This is a genomic window from Paenibacillus sp. J31P13, from assembly GCF_056269295.1.
In genome coordinates this window covers 422,824-440,208 of record NZ_JBWDNR010000003.1, presented here as the reverse complement: position 1 = coordinate 440,208, position 17,385 = coordinate 422,824, and the positions used below count along the sequence as shown (strand labels likewise).

The window sequence follows — 17,385 nt, the reverse complement described above, 5'->3', positions numbered from 1 at the left end:
TAGTATCTATTGCGAAACGTTAAGTGTGTCACAAAACTCGATATAATAGGATTTACCTGCTTCGGTTTTCATTGCAATTTCTTGACCGTTGTATACAATCTTACAGTCTCTTCCTCCCAATGAGACAATCTTGCAAGCGGTTAAGATTCCTTCCCGCCATTCTATATCGATCTGGAATCCGCCGCGTGCTTTAAGTCCCTTCACAATACCCTCTTTCCAAGCATTTGGAAGGGCGGGCAATAGCTCTATCTCGCCTGCATGGCTTTGCAAAAGCATTTCTGCAATACCTGCAACACCACCGAAATTTCCATCGATTTGAAAAGGAGGATGACTATCGAATAAATTCGGAAGTGTCGATTTTTTCAATAGCATTTTAAGATTATAGTAAGCCTGCTCCCTATCCTTTAGACGTGACCAGAAATTAATAATCCATGCTCTGCTCCAGCCAGTATGACCGCCGCCATGACTTACCCGATATTCAAGCGTTTTCCGTGCAGCAGCCATTCTATCCGGAGAAGAGGTATAGGTATATTGCGCTCCTGGGTGTATGGCGTACAAATGAGAGATGTGACGATGTCCAGGCTCAACCTCTTCTACAGGCTCATACCATTCTAGAAGTCTGCCGTCAGTTCCGATACCGGACATAGCAAGCTCACTCCATACCTCTATCACCTGTTCAGTAAAGGCATCACTTATACCTAGCTCTTGCGCAGCCTCAACCACACATGCGAACACATCCCAAATAATTTGCTGGTCCATCGCAGGCGCCATACATAGGCCCACACCCGTTCCATTAGGCGTTAAATATGTATTCTCGGGTGAAGATGAAGGTCCCGACACCCATTGTCCCGTTTCCGGATGTCTAACCAGCCAGTCTAGGAAGAAGAGCGCAGATTCCTTCAAGATCGGATAAGCACGCTCTGTCAAAAACGCTCTATCGCCAGTGAATCGATAATATTCCATGAAATCCCGCACACACCAGCCCGCTCCCATCGGCCACATGCCATAATTCACAAGTCCAACCGGAGCTGTAAATAACCAGGCATCGGTCGTGTAATGAGCAACAAAGCCGCGGCAATCATATACTTCTCTTGCTGTCTTGCTTCCTTGATCGACCAATCCCTCTATGAGATTAAAATAAGGAAGATGACATTCTGCTAGATTCGTCACTTGAGCAGGCCAGTAGTTCATCTGAATATTTATATTGATGTGATAATCGCTATCCCATGGTGCAGCCATATGCGGATTCCATATCCCTTGAAGATTGGCTGGCATATTGCCTGGACGGCTCGAGGAGATCAGCAGGTATCTTCCATAATGAAAATATAAGGCAATCAGGTCATGATCCTCATTGCCTTGCTGATAAGCTTCTAATCTCGAATCCGTCGGCAGAGAATCAGGAGATTCAGGAGCATCCGATTGCTGAAGCTGGAGCTCTACACGTCTGAACAAGCGTTGATGCTCTTGCATATGCTCCTTCTTCAGCTGTTCATATGATTTTTTCATAGCTTGCTCTATATCTGCTTCACATTGCTCCAAGAGATTATGTTGAAGGGGTTCTGATGGTTTGGCAAAATAATAGTCTGTGCGAACCGCTAGGTAAAGGGTTAACATGCTCGCATCCGTTACGAGAAGAGTATTCCCCTCTTCTTTTATCATGCCGCCCTCTGCAACCGTTCTCAATACACCAGTGAATTTTACACCAAGATGTGTTTCTCCATGAGCTGCCTGCGCTGTAAGCACCAAGGAATGATTGTCCTTCACCCTAACTGCTGCAGCTTCATCCCGTGTCATATCAATCTGTGTGTTGATCTTGCCTCGCCCATCTGTATGCCAACGAATGACAAGCACTTGATCAATTGGACTAGAGAAAACTTCCCGGTAATGACGAACCCCATCTTGAAGGTAAGAAACGGTTGCTATTGCTGTATCTAGGTCCAACTCTCGTCTATATAAGCTTATCGGCTGCTCGCTCGAAGCTTCAAGATCATGAAGCCATATATCCCCGAACGGCTGATAGCTTCTAGGGCCTGTATGCGGAGAGAGTACCTTTTCCTGTACCAGTCTCTCCGCTTCCTCGCTCTTGCCAGCGAATAATAGCTCCCTTGCTTGATGAATCGCCTCTTTCGCTTCCGGCTGATGAACGGGAACAGGAGGTCCTGCCCAAATAGACTCCTCATTTACCTGAATTCGTTCTACAGGCGAGTCGCCAAACACCATGGCTCCCAGCCTTCCGTTCCCAATCGGGAGCGCTCGGTTCCAGCTCTCTAGATCATTCTCATTCAGCGTTGACGGTCGATCATACCATAGCTTCCAATTTTCACCCATGTTGTTAAGGCTCCCTACCTTTTTAATTTACTTTGATTCCAAAGCCGCTCCCTAGCTTATTCCCTGCAAGGAGAAACGCTTTCGCGGATCGTTGCAAACCTGTTTGCTCTTCATATAGAGAACGATCAGAACTAATCTTATTAAAAATGCGTTGTTCCGCTTCAATTGAATCATCATCAACATCATAGATAAAAAAGTATTTTTGAAATTGTAAAATGTTGGATTCCGATTTCAAGATATCACTTAGCCTAGGATAAAGCAGCCATGAATGACAAATAAAGATAGGTGTTATACCTCTAAAAAAGGCTCGCGCAAGCTCAAAGGATTGCTCAACGCCTTCAGGGTTTAAGGGCTCTCCAGAAGGAATATGAACATTAAGCACAATTTGATTCTTCCACAATTTCTTTCCATTTACCTCAATGTTTCTATCGAGCGCAATTGGTTGAAATTGCATTCTTCCCAAGCGGAATAATCGAAGCTGAACATGCTCTTGCAGCCAATGATATTCTTCCAGTCCATATTCACCGAAATCTCTCTTGCAGTTGTCACACCAAATTCCAATATCTAAGAAGGTATCAAAATAGACAGCATCATCAATTCCCCTTATGCGATACTCTTCATGGGCGTCGACTGCAAATCTTGCAAATAAATATAAAAACAGCTTCCGATAGTTTTCCTTCTCCTTAATCGTTTCAAAAAAGGAAAATCTATCGTTATGAAATTGCTCCTTATATTCCCTGTAATCTTTCTCTTCCATTTGAAATTGATAGATGACTTGCTGAGCATTTGGATCTAGCTGTATGCCCTCACATAATTGTTTTAAGTTCATATGGTTGCCTTCTCCTCCTAGCGATTCATCCACTTGCCATTTGTAAAATCAGGTATAGCTACCGGATGGCCGCCCAATGCGATCGAATCCTCTGATAGCGTAGAAATACTCATCCAAGCAGCCATATCATAAACATCAAGAGGCGTTTGCGTTTTGTTTTTTACACTTTCGAAGAAATCCGCGAATACGAGCCAGTCCATGCCGCCATGACCGCCCTTGACTCCTTCGTCGAGGTATTTTTTCCAAAGCGGATGGTCATATTTTTCTCTATAACCCTCTGCATTGCCCCATTGGCCATTCCATTTAATATGATGCTCATCATGCTCTCCGTCTATATAAATAGAATTATTTTCTTCTGTATACATCCCTTTTGTTCCTCTTACCGTAAAACCTCTGGAATAATATCTTGGCAATGTTGTATCGAGCGTGATGGTAATTGTTTCTCCGTGAGCGCATTTGATAATTGTCGTAACGATATCTCCTTGCATAAAATCCGTATTAGCCAGCGTGTTGTCCGCGCCCTTTTCTCTCTTAATATATTCCTTCATGCCCTTGGCCTTCGAAGCCATGGAGACAAGTGATACCATGCGATTGCCACGATTAATGCCTAGAATTCTTGCAATAGGTCCAATCTCATGAGTAGGGTAGTTCTCGCAATTCCGATGAATATAGTTATCTAAGCGATAGTGTCTATTCTCATTGCCATATGTAATCTCATCTCTCAAATCATGATGGTAGCCACCTGCACAATGTACGATTTCACCGAATACGCCTTGCTTAACCATGTTAAGAACCATAAGCTCTTCTCTACCATAGCAGCAATTTTCCATGATCATAACGGGCACCTTTGTTCTTTCATAGGCTTCTACCAATCTCCAGCATTCCTGAATGGAGAAGGCTCCGCCTACCTCGCTAGCCGCATATTTGCCTGCTTCCATAGATGCAATGGCAATCTCCGTATGAACAGCCCATGATGCGCTAATGACGACAGCCTCAATCTCTGCAATTGCCAAAAGCTCGGTGTAGTCTGTTGTCACGAATGGCCGATAACCAAGCTCCTTTTCAATATGGTCTGCTGCCTTTTCTCCTCTGTCCGCATACACATCACATACAGCAACAATCTCAACGTCTTCCATTTTAACAATTATCTGCTCCAGAAGGCCTTTACCCCGAGCGCCCAATCCGATAATTCCCGTTTTAATTTTCTCAGCCATTTCGTTACAACTCCTTGTTGCCAATTATATTTATGTTCCTGCATAGTAGGGAAACCCTCGCCATTTTACAAACAGATTCGAGGGTTTCCAGTCTTACAGATTACTTAATGGATGCTGCTTTCTCATTCATCAACTTCACTATGGCTTCGTAATCACCCATTTTCTTAATGTCTTCTTTGTATTTATCCCACTCGTCAAAGCTTTTCTCGCCGATGATGAATTTCGTTACCATTTCACTGACATACGTCTCAATCGGTGTCATTGTTTCATTTCGCTTCGCCTGCTCTTCTTTATTTAAGAAGATTTTTGGCGCTCTATCCATCGGAGCGATTGTATCTGGACCGCCGTATTTATCCGTAGCCAAGAACGTAATTTCATTCATATAATTACCATCGGCATAAAATGGCATTGGTTTATACTTCCCTACGTCCGAACCGAAATCCTGTGGCGTGAAAATAATGCCTGAGCGATTATCTCCGCCCGTACCGAAAGGATCAAGCGCTTTGGAAGGAATTTCTGCATTCATAATTTCTGGGAGATAGTATTTTTTTCCGTCCTTCACTTCATAGGTCTTGCCCTCAATGCCCCAGTTTACGAGGTCAATCATTTCATCGGAATATTGATAATCAATCATTTTTACGAGCAGCTCTGGATTTTTCGCCTTTGCAGAAATGAGCACGCCATTATACGGTTTAATGATTTGACCTGCCTCAACCGACTCCATTTTCCATGACTTTCCGTATTTAGGGTTGTTAGGCAGCAATGCGGCGCCCCATTCCATCGAGCCTTTGCCCATGCTGTTAAACTCATCACCGAAGCCATACCAAGAGAGCGGAATCATAAAGGATTTTCCAGTCGTAACCTTCTGCTTCACCTGATCATCCGATTGTGTAATAATCTCAGGATCCAGCAATTTTTCCTTATACAGCTTGTTTACAAACATTAGCGCTTCTTTATAGGCATCGGAGACTGCACCATAGGTATATTGCGTGCCATCCCAATAAATGCCCCCATTTGTATGATTGGAATAGAGGAAGCCTTCTTCCGCTTTTGGCCAACTGAATGAATTAACCGGATAGCTGTCAGGATAAAGCTCTTTTAGTTTTTTTGCAGCTTGATAAAAGTCGTCCTGCGTTTCCGGAATCTTTATATTATGTTTTTTGAAAATATCGAATCGGTACAACGGGCCGTACACCGTGCCTTCGTTATTATCTGTATTGGACCAGCCGTCACCGAAGAAATACATATTGCCTTCCGGCGTATACATGCTCGACTCCACATACGGCGTGGAATCAAGAAATTTCGAATAATTCGGCGCTTGATCCAAATACTTGGAAATATCGAGAACGATACCCTGTCTACCATATTGATTAGCCAGCTCTCCTCCTGAGTTGGTCATAATATCCGGCAAATCACCGCTTGCTAGTGTCAACTTAAATTTGTCATTATACTCACCCCAAGGAATGTACTTCCAGCTGATATCCAATGGACGGCCAATGAAGGCTTCCATTCGCTTCTGCCATTCCTTTTGCACTTCGGTATTCTCCGGTATCGATCCAAAAGTTCCCGCCATAATAGAAAGCTTGAGCGGTGCTGTTGTGTCAGCTGATTCCGATCCCTTGTTGGAATTTGAAGAACAAGCCGCAAGTACAACAGTGAACAACAACAGCAGTGCCAGTCCTGACAAGCCCATTTTTTTCGATTTCTTGAACAATTTCATATCTATCATCCTCTCAGATTCAACCTTTAATGGAGCCAATCATCATGCCTGTTGCAAAATGCTTTTGAAGAAAAGGATAGAGCAGCAGCATAGGAATAACGGTAACCATGACCGCTGCCATCTTAATGTTTTTGCTATGAACCTTCATATCACTCATAAGCTTAAAGGTTTGTGCATTCATCGATGAGCTGTCCGTTTCTAAAATCATTTTCCGCAATATCATTTGAATCGGATATCTATCCTCATTATTTAAGTAGATCAAAGCGTCGAACCATCCATTCCATGCACCTACAATACCGAACAAAGCGAATGTCGCAAGCAAGGCTTTGGAAATAGGCAAGTAGATTTGGAATAAGATACGAAAATCATTCGCTCCGTCCATATAAGCCGATTCACCCAGATCCTTCGGTATGGTTCGAAAGAAGGTTCGAAATAAAATAACATTAAAAGCGGAAATGGCGCCTGGAATAACCATTACCCACAACGTGTCCAGCATGTGCAGCTTGCGGATCAGCAAATACGTAGGAATTAACCCGCCTCCGAAAAACATGGTGATCGTTAAAAAGATGATCGTGAATTTTCGAAGAACGAAATTCTGAATCGTAAGCGGATAGGCCATCATAGATGTTAACAACAGCATAATAAATGTTCCTATCCCTGCATAGACGATTGTATTGCCAAACGCCATAAGCAATTTGGATTCAGAGAGAATATACTTATAGCCCTCAAGGTTGAAGCCGCGCGGAATCCAGCTGACCTTCCCCTGAATAATCATTTCAGGCTGACTAAGTGAAACCGCCAATGTATTTACTAACGGATATAACATGATGATGCATAAACCAATTAAGAACGTATAATTAATAGCATCAAATATTTTAGAACTTATTCCTGTGCGTAAATGCTTCGTATTCATAGTCACTCTCCGTCTACCATAGACTTGTCTCGGATACCTTCTTGGACACCCAATTCCCGCCCGCCACAAAGATGAACGCGATAACCGAAAGCATAAGTCCTACGGCTGTGCTGTATTCGTATTGCGCTCCGAGAATTCCTTGACGATACACATAGGTATCAATGACATCCGCTGTTTCATAAATATTAGGATTGTACATTAAAATAATTTTTTGGAAGTCAGTCCCGACGACGCTTCCCAGTGACAAAATAAACAAGATCGTCGTTGCAGGAATAATGGCAGGCCAAGTAATGTTTTTAAGCCGCTGCCATCTATTCGCCCCATCAATCGTAGCTGCCTCATGAAGCACTTCATCCACGCCTGAGAGCGCTGCCAAATAAATGATCGTACCCCAACCTACGCCTTGCCAAATGCCTGACCCGATAAAGAGTGTTCGAAAGAATTCTGACTTTGCCAAAATGGGAAACGGCTCGGCTCCAAACCAGCCTATTATTTGATTAAATAGACCGTCAATTGCTGAAAATTCTTTAATAAATCCGACGATGATAACAACAGACAAGAAATGCGGGAAATAGATGATGCTTTGTACGGATCGCTTAAAGAATTTGTTTTTCACTTCATTCAAGAGCAGTGCCAGAATAAGAGGCGCTGGGAAGCTCCAGAATAAGGAATAAATACCGAGTAAGAATGTGTTCTTAATTAGTCTGGGACTTAAAGGGTTGTTGAAAAACGAAATGAAATGCTTGAGGCCTACCCATGGACTGTTGAAAATTCCTGCCGCTACATCATAATTTTTAAAAGCGATTAACACACCATAGATGGGAAAATACTTGAAAACGATTACAACAATTAAACCGGGCAAGATCATCAGCAGCAAGTTACGCTGCCTGAAGCATTGGGTCATAAATGATTTCAATTTCCTTTCCTCCTCCTCTCCTTCGTTCTAGCTTTAGCCTAATTCCAGAGAAGGAGCAAGACAAGAAACGGATCTTAATCATCCGGTCAGTTTTCAAGATTTTGAGAATATCGGTATTTAATATAGGCGTCACTTTTTAATCTAATCATAGATTTTAAGCTGAAAAATTCGTATGATAGCATTAAAATGTAATCGCTCTCAATATAATGAGCTGAATATGGAATAGGAGTTGGTTGCATGAAAACTCGGCTAGTGAGCCTAAAAAATCACAGCATGTATGTTAAAATTATTGCGCTTAATCTGATTTTCACTCTGCTTTTCTCTTCCATTCTGCTTTATAATTCGCAATATTTAAAAGGAACGGTTACTAAAAATCTCAATCAATCAAACAAGGATTCCCTACTTGATATAGCAGGAGATGTTGATCGTCAGCTTAATAAATTGAAGCAAAGCGTATATTCATTAAGCTTGAACAGCGATATCGCATCGCTGAATAAATCGAACCCAAATTCAACCGGCTATAAATTGATGCTGATTCGTTTTAATCAGAAGCTAAATGAGCTGGGTCGCTTATTGCCCTTTGAATCCTCTCTCTTCGTCTATTTTCAAGATAAAAATTTCGTAACCAGCGCTGACGGCAGCCGTCAATTGGATCTATTCTATTCGAAGCTCAACAAAGAGAGCGCTGACTATACCTGTAATTGTCTAGACACAATCGAACAGCGAGAGACATTCCAAAACTACGAGCATTTCATTACCTATGTCTATCGAATTAATAATGTCGGGGCCATCATCGTAAAAATTAACAAAACAGAGCTGGAACGGGATGTGAAAGCCGCCTCTCAGGTTTTGGACAATATGATATGGATTACAACCGAAAATGGCGAGATGATAACGGGAAATGATCAGCTTAATCCGCAGATAAAGCAGAAGCTGCAGGCTGATGCTCCCTCATTCGTTATTGACCAAACGAGATATTCAGCCTTTCATTTAACATTAAATGGTTTTAAATATACGGTTCTTTACCCTGAAAGTGTCCTGCAGCAAAAGATTAACCAAACCAATCAATATACCTTATTGCTGTTTTTCGTTTTTCTACTCATATCCATTGGATTGCTAATGGCAAATATGACTATATATAGACCGATCAAATCGACAATTTCGAGCTTGAATTCTACCAACCAATTGATGAAGCAGACATTGAATGAGCAAAATACGATCATGCAGCAAAATGCTCTCTTGCGACTTGCTTCTGATACATCACAGGATATTCCGGCTGAAATACTGAGCGCTCTTCATGCAACCTACAATAATGGTTATATTCTAACTTGCTTCATTGAAACGGATCGCGGCAGCGACGTCGAGCATGCCTACAAGAAGCTGGAGCAGTATTTGTTCGAACAGTATTCGGTACATAAACTAATCCACCGTGTGGATGCTGGAACCTACTTACTTTATAATTTGGATCCAATGGAGATAGGCGGCGAGCTCTCTGCCATTCTCGAAACAATAGCATCCGAAGGCTATTTTATAATGTGCGGCATCAGTGACTACATGACAGATATTCGCACTATACACCATGCTATTGAAGAGAGTTCACGGGCTATTGACCACTATTCGTATAACTGGGAAGCCCCCTATCATATCGCTAATTTCACCGATCATTCCCTTATTCAAGAATCCTCTATTGCCTTATCTATAGATAAGGAGCAGGAATTAATTGCTTACGTGCTAAAGGGCAATCAAGAAAGCCTTAGACAATTCTTTTCGGGGACGGTTCGAAATTTAATGAAGCGGATGACCTATCAGGACATTCGCATTCTTCATCGTTATTTAAATGACTTGCTGAATGTCATCATCTCTAGCAAAAAACTCAAAGCTGCTCAGCTCGGTGAATCGTTTAAAACGGATCTGAGTACCGCGCGCAATCCTGAGCTTGTCCATATGGAAATATACGAGAAATATGCAGTACTAACCGCACATTCCATTAATCAAGATATGACGTTGTACGATAAGATCGTCATCTATATTGATCACAATTACACGCGTGAATTATCGCTTACTGCCATAGCTGATCATTTTGACATTACTACTGTCTATTTATCAAGCTACTTCAAAAAGAATTCCGGCTACAATATTACGCATTATATCAAAAATGTTCGCATGAATGAGGCGCTTAAGCAGTTTGAAGCTCACCCTCATAAGACGATCAAAGAAATTGCGGATCGAGTTGGCTACTACAGCGAACAAACCTTCACTAGACATTTTAAAACCATCTTCGGTACAACACCTGCAAACTACATCAAGTCTCCGGTCGATGATTCATGCATGGAAAATTAAAAAATAACGGTAACCCGAATGATGGACACGTTACAAAAAAAATGTCCTTCTCGGATTACCGTTATTATTATTTTCACTTGATTTAATCCCAACGTGTCAATACAATCGGGCCTTCCTTCGTTATTGCAATTGTATGTTCAAATTGAGCGGCCCAAGCACCGTCTCTTGTACGCGCCGTCCAACCGTCATTGGCAATATAGATGTCTGGCCGCCCCGCTGTGATGATCGGCTCGATCGTTATGACCATTCCCTCTTCAAGCTGAATGCCCTGACCAGGTATACCTGAATGCGTCACTTCTGGATATTCATGCATGCTTCTACCAATCCCATGTCCTACAAAAGCCGTAACGACCTGAAACCCTGCACGCTCTGCTCGCGATTGAACCGCATACCCGATGTCGCCAAGCCTATTGCCAAGCACCGCCTGTTTAATGCCATCCAGCAGGGACTGCTCGGCGGCCAGCATTAGCTTCTCAGTCGCAGTTGTCGTCCGCCCAATAGCGTATGTCCATGCTGAATCTGCCTTCCAGCCATCCAAATCAGCAACCATATCAATCGTAACGATGTCTCCAGCCTCCAAAGGCATGGTATCAGGAAATCCGTGACAAACAACTTCGTTAACGGAGGCACATGTAGCAAACGGGTATCCCTTATATCCTTTCTGAGCAGGCGTAGCTCCACGATCAAGCATGAATCGCTCAACAAAACGATCAATCTCCTGTGTAGTAACACCCGGGGCAATTCTCTTCGAAAGCGCTTTGTGACAGGCGGCAACAATTCGTCCCGCCTTTCGAATCCCACGAATATGTTCTTTCGTCTTCAAATCCACTGCCATATGTGTACGGACCTCCTTCATGGGTTTTGCGATAGCCGAAATCAGCTTAAAGATCTCCGCAACTGACACGCATACGGATTCCTCTATCAATAGCTTATTCGGGCTGAAGGTAGCACATGCCCAATAGGAATGACGAAAATGTGAGTAAACAAAAAAAGACTTTGCACCCTGTTAGAAAACAGGTGCAAAGCCTCGCTATACACGTTAAGCTAGCTGACCGAGGAGTTAATTCGGCATAATTCATCTTGAACCAATACGGTTAATTCATCTTCATAGCCACCCGTGATACGATACTTACGGATATACTCCTTAACAAATTTACGTGGGTCCTTGGGTTGAAAAATTCTCGTTAGTTCCTTCAGGCTTTCCTTGACTTCATTTTGACTATGTTTCGCCATGAAATCTCCTCCCCTTTTACGTTGGATGGTCGTCCTAAACAGCAATGTACGAGACCGCATGCGATGATTACACCACAAGTACCCCCACTCGGTGCAGCTAGCTCCATGGCTAATTAGTCACAATGTTTGTATTTTTCTTACTATTATAACATTTGGATTGTAATTAATAAAGCAAACAATTATTACTCCCGCCGTACGGCTTGTTCGGATATTACCTCCGAGCCCTGTGCGCCATCCTTTGGTATGGCTGGATATATAGGACTTGGAGGCGAGACAGCAGGTGTTGTCTGCGGCACCGAATCAAGCCTGTCTTTACGAAACATTCTTAAATAAGCAATAACGCCTATAACAGCAACCAATATCCCAAAAGCTAAAACCAGCATCGTTACCCAGCCCTGAACCATGTTCTCGCCTCCTTTCCCATACTAAATATATCGGAAAAAATGTTGTAAATATGAGCTATTTTCTAACGATGAATGCTTTCCATATTATTGCCATTATAGCGAATCCGTATGAGCCAAGCAAATGACAGGATGCATGCCTTTAAATAATGCGATACGCGCCTGTTCCCCATGCCAATAGCTTGCCATTGTCATCTTTTACCTGAGCTCCAAGCGTTAGCGTTCGATCCGTTCGATGTACGAGCTCAGCCTCGCATAACAGGACTCCTCCTTTGCTGCTGGAGAGAAATTGCGTGTTCATATTTGCCGTTACGGACCTTTCATTCGGGGCGGCCAGCATAACCACAAGCCCCATCGCATTATCGAGCAGCGACATAAGAACACCGCCATGAACGATATCAAGCAAATTCATATGTCTTTCAGAAGCATCTAAGCATATCGTCGCCTTACTGGCAGACGCCTGAACAATTTCGCAGCCGAGAGCGCCCCAAAATGTCGCCTGCGCTCGTTCGGCGAGTCTTGTTAGATGACCAGCCTGATCGGCCTGCTGAACGAACCATTTCTCATCCATACCGCTAGCCTCCTACTCCTTGGTGGACTGTTTCGCCTCTGCTTCCTCTTCTTGCAGCTTGCGACGAAGCACTTTGCCAACCATTGTCTTTGGAAGCGTTTCCCTGAAAGCATAATGATGCGGCACCTTATAGGCTGCAAGACGCTCTCTGCACCACCGATCCAATTGACTTTCTGATACCTGCCAGCCCTCTTTAAAGACAATGAACGCCTTCACTGTCTCGCCTCTGTATTGGTCTTTGATGCCGACTACGGATGCCTCTCGGACTGCCGGATGCTCAAACAGTACCTCCTCAACCTCACGCGGATAAACGTTGAAGCCGCCTGCAATGATCACATCCTTTATCCGATCCATGATTGTAAAATAGCCCTCTTCATCCATCGTAGCCAGATCTCCTGTATAAAGCCAGCCATCCTTCAGCACTTGCGCCGTTTCGGCAGCCTTGTTCCAATAGCCGCTCATCACCTGCGGACCTCGGACAATAAGCTCGCCAAGCTCTCCAACAGCCAGCCGCTCACCTGACGCTGGATCAACTACCGCTGCCTCAGTATCCGGCATCGGTATGCCAATTGTACCGATCTTGCGCTTACCCCAGACCGGATTAGCATGGGTTACGGGTGACGCTTCCGATAAGCCATAGCCCTCTATGAGTCTTCCGCCAGTTAACAGCTCGAACTGCTCCTGTACCTCAAGCGGCAAAGCAGCTGAGCCGCTTATGCACACGTTTATGGAGGAGAGATCTGTTTTGGCTGAATCCTTATGATGAATAAGTGCGACATACATCGTAGGGGCTCCCGGAAAGATCGTCGGTTTCTGCTGATTAATCGTCTGCAATACCGTCTCTACCTCGAAACGCGGCAATAAGATAAGCGTTCCCGCTCGCAGCACAGACATATTCATTAATACCGTTAATCCAAATACATGAAACAGAGGCAAAGCCGCGAGAAATTTTTCTTTGCCATCCACTGCTTTATAACACCATGCAGAAATCTGCATCGTATTGGCAATTAGATTGCGATGCGTCAGCATCACACCCTTTGGCGTGCCAGTCGTTCCTCCCGTATATTGCAGCACGGCTAGATCAGCACTTTTGGCAGGGTCCGGCAACAGAATCGTATGCTGCTTTGTCCCCAAAAGCTTCCTGTAGGCAACGACACCTAAGCTGCCGTATGGAATTTCTGAGCGAAAGCCCTCCATTCGCTGTTTTATTGGGTAGAGCATGCTTTTGGGAAAAGGCAGACCATCCTTCATAGATGTAACGACAACATGCCGCAGATTAGGCAGCGGTCCTGTCGCTGGCTGCTCGGTTCGTACACGTGATAACCGCGCGTAGAGAAGATCCACCGTAATAATGGCGACAGCGCCGCTATCTCTGAGCTGATGCTCCAGCTCCCGCTCCACATAAAGCGGATTGGTCTGAACAACGATTCCGCCAGCCAGCAAGGCTCCGTAATAGGCAACCACTGCCTGAGGACAGTTCGGCAGCATAATAGATATTCGATCTCCCCTAGCTATGCCAAGCGATACAAGCCCTGCTGCCAATTTAAAGGCGTCAGCATGCAGCTCGCGATAGGTCAAGGTTTTGCCAAGAAAATGAATGGCAACATGATTCGGAAATCGTTCAACAGCATTCAGTAGAAATTGAACGATGCTCTGATCGGGATAGTCCAGAGAATGTGGCGTTTCCTCTGGATAATACGGAAGCCATGGGCGCGCTTGCTCCTCGGTTGCAAAGGACGGTTGTTCTGGCAAAAGCGGATCTTGCGGTCCAAGCTCATCCATTTATGCTCTCCCCTTTACACGATATAATGCTCGCTTCGAATCACTCGCGCGGCTATCATTCGCTTCAAAGCAACCGTATCGGAAAGCGGCGCCCTCATCAGCTTCTTCAGAACAGACAGCTGCATCTGCAGACCGTCACCCTGCTCCAGTGCGGTAAGCGCGAGCTTTGCAATAGATTCCACTCTCTCCATCGACTCCTGCACGAATACAGTCGTCATTTGAATGGCATGCTCCATTTTGTCCGCTTTCTCTTCTCCGGCGGCATTTATTATTTTTTGTGAACGGAGCCATACACTCTCCATCGCGAAGATCTCTATCATGAGATCCGCCAGCGTGCACAGCACCTCCTGCTCTTGCTCGAGCCGCAGGCCGAGCTTTTGCACAGCAAGCCCTCCAATTGCGAGAAAAGCTTTCTTCGCTTGGGCGATTCGGTATGCTTCTTTGCTAAGCGGTGTGTCGAACGAAGGAACCGGCATCGGTTGAACCAGCTCCGCTTGCAGCGCTTTTGCTTTACGAAGCAGAGGAAGCTCGCCTTTTACCGCTTTTTTCATTAGTGTTCCAGGAATGAGCATACGGTTGATTTCATTCGTTCCTTCAAAAATCCGATTAATCCGTGAATCACGGTAAATTCGCTCCACCTTATATTCCTTGATGTACCCGTAGCCGCCATGAATTTGGACGCCTTCATCGGCAATGAAATCGAGCGTTTCGGACGCAAACACTTTGACAATGGAGCATTCTATCGCATATTCGCTTATCGCCTTCGCTGCCGCCACGCCGCTGCCCTCCTCCGCAGTCCGCAGCATCCCGTCAATCCAGCCTGCAATCCGGTAAACCATGCTCTCCAGCACAAATGTCCGAATATTCATGTCAGCCAACTTTGCACCGATCAACGGGTAAGAGGATATAGCACGCCCGAACTGCTTGCGCGTACCCGCATAGGATGAAGCCAGCTCAATCGTTTCCTTCGATGACCCCAGACAGGCTGCTCCGAGCTTAAAGCGTCCGATATTCAAAATATTAAAAGCGATATGATGGCCTTTCCCCACCTCCCCAAGCACATTCTCAATTGGCACACTCACATCTTCAAAATAAAGCGGGCAGGTAGAAGAACCCTTGATGCCCATCTTATGCTCCTCCGGTCCAACACTGAACCCCGGCATCCCCTTCTCCACAATAAAGGCGGTAAAATATTCGCCATCTACCTTCGCATAGACGATGAACAAGTCGGCAAAGCCCGCGTTTGTAATGTAAAGCTTCGAACCATTCAATACATAATGCTTGCCGTCCTTCGACAGCCTCGCCGTTGTCTTCGCTCCCAGTGCATCGGAGCCAGAGGCAGGCTCTGTCAAGCAATACGCTGCAATACGCTCACCGCTGGCAAGCTGCGGCAAGTAGGCTTGCTTTTGTGCGGCGGTGCCAAAAAAGACGATCGGAAGCGTACCTATTCCGGTATGAGCGCCGACCGAAAGCGCGAACGAAGAAGAGCGTGCCAACGTTTCTGCCAGTATGGTCGTGCTTACCTTATCCAGTCCAAGCCCGCCATAAGCCTCCGGCACATCAGCACCTAGCAGTCCCAGATCTCCTGCCTTCCGCATCAGCTCCACGGTAAGCTCATAGTTCAGTGCCTCCAGCTCCCCGTCACGAGGTGTAATTTCTCCTTCTAGAAACTGCTGCGCTGCTTCTGCTATCATCCGCTGTTCATCTGTGAAATCCTCCGGCGTTACGACTGATTCCGGTACGCTGTCCTCTACGACAAAGCGACCGCCAAAACGTATCGTTTCCGTCATGCCCCAGTTCACCCTTCCGACAACTTAATGAGGTTTATTCTTTTATTCCTAACCATTAGCAGGGTTAATCAACAAATTTGGAGGGACTGGACACATGTTGAATGAAACCTTAATGGTGCCTGCTAGACTACGAGCCAGATCCGTAAACCTCTATGACGCCAGCAGCTCCCATACCTCCGCCTATACACATAGTGACCACACCGATTCCGCCGCCCCTGCGGCCCAGCTCATGAATAAGGGATACCGACAGCTTTGTCCCTGTACAGCCAAGAGGATGCCCTAGGGCGATGGCTCCGCCGTTCACATTCACACGTTCAGGATCTATGCCCAGCTCTTCAATAATAGGGACGCATTGTGCTGCAAAGGCTTCATTCAACTCAAAGAGATCAACCTGCTGCAGGGAGATACCTGCTTTATGGAGCGCTTTCGGAACGGCTGCAATCGGTCCAATGCCCATTACCTCAGGAGCGACACCGGCAACGCTAAAGCCGCGAAATACAGCAAGCGGCTGCAATCCCAGCTCATTCGCACGGCTGCGGCTCATGACAATGACTGCTGCCGCTCCATCGCTCATTTGTGAGGAATTGCCGGCTGTCACCGTTCCTTCCCGAGCAAAGGAGGGCTTCAACGGCGCTAACGTTTGAACCGTCGTATCTGGCCGCACACCCTCGTCTGTATCAAAAACGAATACCTTCTCCCACGGCCTTCCTGCATCATTTACACCTGAGCGTCTCACTGTCATGGGCACAATCTCGGCTTTAAATCGTCCCGCTTCAATGGCTGCCGCAGCCTTGCGATGGCTGGCTGACGCGAAGGCATCCTGCGATTCACGCGTGACACCATAGCGCCGGGCTACCTCTTCTGCCGTATGCCCCATGCCCATGTACACTTCTGGTATGGCATCTACAATGGCTGGATGAGGCGAGAGCTTGAAGCCGGTCATCGGCACATGACTCATGCTCTCTACACCGCCAGCTGCGATAATGTCCGCATCGCCAAGCCGAATACGTTCCGCAGCATAAGCAATAGCCTGCAAACCTGATGCGCAGAAACGATTGACCGTTACCGCAGGCGTCGTCACCGGTAAGCCTGCATATAACGAGATCGTGCGTGCAAAGTTAAGGCCTTGCTCCCCTTCCGGCATTGCGCAGCCAATAATGACATCCTCAATAAGCTCTGGCGCTAGCCCTGGTATTCTATCCAGTGCGCCTTCGAGAACCGCGCGGCCTAAATCCTCTGCTCTTGTCTCCGCCAAGCTTCCCTTTGATGCTTTGCCGACCGCCGTCCGCACCGCGGCAACGATAACGGCATCGCGATCGTGATCGATAAACGGTGATGCTGACATAGC

Annotated in this window: 14 protein-coding genes; 1 reads left to right on the top strand and 13 read right to left on the bottom strand. The window is 45.6% G+C overall.

Translation table 11 applies throughout. The features are described from left to right. Window positions 1-6 precede the first annotated feature (6 nt). From AC0YOD_RS12855 to AC0YOD_RS12830, 6 genes are all read right to left on the bottom strand, one after another. Complete coding sequence (locus tag AC0YOD_RS12855; RefSeq protein ID WP_475799691.1) at window positions 7-2,328, bottom strand: glycoside hydrolase family 95 protein; 2,322 nt, start codon at window positions 2,326-2,328, stop codon at window positions 7-9. Window positions 2,329-2,350: 22 nt separating this feature from the next. Further along, the gene (locus tag AC0YOD_RS12850; RefSeq protein ID WP_475799690.1) at window positions 2,351-3,157 is read right to left on the bottom strand and encodes an acyltransferase domain-containing protein; all 807 of its coding nucleotides are present in this window, start codon (window positions 3,155-3,157) and stop codon (window positions 2,351-2,353) included. 17 nt (window positions 3,158-3,174) lie between these two features. Continuing rightward, window positions 3,175-4,371, bottom strand: coding sequence for a Gfo/Idh/MocA family protein (locus tag AC0YOD_RS12845; protein WP_475799689.1), 1,197 nt, complete (start codon window positions 4,369-4,371; stop codon window positions 3,175-3,177). Between the two features lie 100 nt (window positions 4,372-4,471). Further along, window positions 4,472-6,091 carry an extracellular solute-binding protein gene (locus tag AC0YOD_RS12840; RefSeq protein ID WP_475799688.1) on the bottom strand — a complete coding sequence of 540 codons (1,620 nt, stop codon included), beginning with the start codon at window positions 6,089-6,091 and terminating at the stop codon, window positions 4,472-4,474. 19 nt (window positions 6,092-6,110) lie between these two features. Beyond that, complete coding sequence (locus AC0YOD_RS12835) at window positions 6,111-7,004, bottom strand: carbohydrate ABC transporter permease (protein WP_475799687.1); 894 nt, start codon at window positions 7,002-7,004, stop codon at window positions 6,111-6,113. A gap of 13 nt (window positions 7,005-7,017) precedes the next feature. Next, the gene (locus AC0YOD_RS12830; RefSeq protein WP_475799686.1) at window positions 7,018-7,920 is read right to left on the bottom strand and encodes an ABC transporter permease; all 903 of its coding nucleotides are present in this window, start codon (window positions 7,918-7,920) and stop codon (window positions 7,018-7,020) included. A gap of 237 nt (window positions 7,921-8,157) precedes the next feature. Here AC0YOD_RS12830 and AC0YOD_RS12825 point away from each other — a divergent pair, with 237 nt between their 5' ends. After that, a complete protein-coding gene (locus tag AC0YOD_RS12825; RefSeq protein ID WP_475799685.1) occupies window positions 8,158-10,260 on the top strand; it encodes a helix-turn-helix domain-containing protein in 2,103 nt (700 codons plus the stop codon). A gap of 82 nt (window positions 10,261-10,342) precedes the next feature. Here AC0YOD_RS12825 and map read toward each other — a convergent pair whose 3' ends face one another. The 7 genes from map to AC0YOD_RS12790 form a co-directional block, all read right to left on the bottom strand. Next, complete coding sequence (gene map / locus AC0YOD_RS12820) at window positions 10,343-11,095, bottom strand: type I methionyl aminopeptidase (RefSeq protein ID WP_475799684.1); 753 nt, start codon at window positions 11,093-11,095, stop codon at window positions 10,343-10,345. Between the two features lie 209 nt (window positions 11,096-11,304). Beyond that, window positions 11,305-11,493 (bottom strand): hypothetical protein, encoded by a 189-nt coding sequence (locus AC0YOD_RS12815; RefSeq protein ID WP_475799683.1) that lies wholly within the window; start codon window positions 11,491-11,493, stop codon window positions 11,305-11,307. A 182-nt stretch (window positions 11,494-11,675) separates the two neighbouring features. Next, window positions 11,676-11,897: a hypothetical protein gene (locus tag AC0YOD_RS12810; RefSeq protein ID WP_475799682.1), complete on the bottom strand. Its 222-nt coding sequence runs from the start codon at window positions 11,895-11,897 to the stop codon at window positions 11,676-11,678. Window positions 11,898-12,036: 139 nt separating this feature from the next. Further along, window positions 12,037-12,465: a PaaI family thioesterase gene (locus tag AC0YOD_RS12805; RefSeq protein ID WP_475799681.1), complete on the bottom strand. Its 429-nt coding sequence runs from the start codon at window positions 12,463-12,465 to the stop codon at window positions 12,037-12,039. 12 nt (window positions 12,466-12,477) lie between these two features. Beyond that, window positions 12,478-14,247 carry a long-chain-fatty-acid--CoA ligase gene (locus AC0YOD_RS12800; protein ID WP_475799680.1) on the bottom strand — a complete coding sequence of 590 codons (1,770 nt, stop codon included), beginning with the start codon at window positions 14,245-14,247 and terminating at the stop codon, window positions 12,478-12,480. A gap of 14 nt (window positions 14,248-14,261) precedes the next feature. Continuing rightward, window positions 14,262-16,037 (bottom strand): acyl-CoA dehydrogenase family protein, encoded by a 1,776-nt coding sequence (locus tag AC0YOD_RS12795; RefSeq protein WP_475799679.1) that lies wholly within the window; start codon window positions 16,035-16,037, stop codon window positions 14,262-14,264. A 127-nt stretch (window positions 16,038-16,164) separates the two neighbouring features. Beyond that, window positions 16,165-17,382, bottom strand: a complete 1,218-nt coding sequence (locus tag AC0YOD_RS12790) for an acetyl-CoA C-acyltransferase (RefSeq protein ID WP_475799678.1) — start codon at window positions 17,380-17,382, stop codon at window positions 16,165-16,167. Between the last annotated feature and the right edge of the window lie 3 nt (window positions 17,383-17,385).

What these genes read in the sequence shown, in the direction of transcription:
- map (WP_475799684.1), bottom strand. Translation starts at nt 11,095, where the DNA reads ATGGCAGTGGATTTGAAGACGAAAGAACATATTCGTGGGATTCGAAAG.
- AC0YOD_RS12850 (WP_475799690.1), bottom strand. Translation starts at nt 3,157, where the DNA reads ATGAACTTAAAACAATTATGTGAGGGCATACAGCTAGATCCAAATGCT.
- AC0YOD_RS12800 (WP_475799680.1), bottom strand. Translation starts at nt 14,247, where the DNA reads ATGGATGAGCTTGGACCGCAAGATCCGCTTTTGCCAGAACAACCGTCC.
- AC0YOD_RS12855 (WP_475799691.1), bottom strand. Translation starts at nt 2,328, where the DNA reads ATGGGTGAAAATTGGAAGCTATGGTATGATCGACCGTCAACGCTGAAT.
- AC0YOD_RS12845 (WP_475799689.1), bottom strand. Translation starts at nt 4,371, where the DNA reads ATGGCTGAGAAAATTAAAACGGGAATTATCGGATTGGGCGCTCGGGGT.
- AC0YOD_RS12810 (WP_475799682.1), bottom strand. Translation starts at nt 11,897, where the DNA reads ATGGTTCAGGGCTGGGTAACGATGCTGGTTTTAGCTTTTGGGATATTG.
- AC0YOD_RS12840 (WP_475799688.1), bottom strand. Translation starts at nt 6,091, where the DNA reads ATGAAATTGTTCAAGAAATCGAAAAAAATGGGCTTGTCAGGACTGGCA.
- AC0YOD_RS12835 (WP_475799687.1), bottom strand. Translation starts at nt 7,004, where the DNA reads ATGAATACGAAGCATTTACGCACAGGAATAAGTTCTAAAATATTTGAT.
- AC0YOD_RS12815 (WP_475799683.1), bottom strand. Translation starts at nt 11,493, where the DNA reads ATGGCGAAACATAGTCAAAATGAAGTCAAGGAAAGCCTGAAGGAACTA.
- AC0YOD_RS12795 (WP_475799679.1), bottom strand. Translation starts at nt 16,037, where the DNA reads ATGACGGAAACGATACGTTTTGGCGGTCGCTTTGTCGTAGAGGACAGC.
- AC0YOD_RS12805 (WP_475799681.1), bottom strand. Translation starts at nt 12,465, where the DNA reads ATGGATGAGAAATGGTTCGTTCAGCAGGCCGATCAGGCTGGTCATCTA.
- AC0YOD_RS12825 (WP_475799685.1), top strand. Translation starts at nt 8,158, where the DNA reads ATGAAAACTCGGCTAGTGAGCCTAAAAAATCACAGCATGTATGTTAAA.
- AC0YOD_RS12790 (WP_475799678.1), bottom strand. Translation starts at nt 17,382, where the DNA reads ATGTCAGCATCACCGTTTATCGATCACGATCGCGATGCCGTTATCGTT.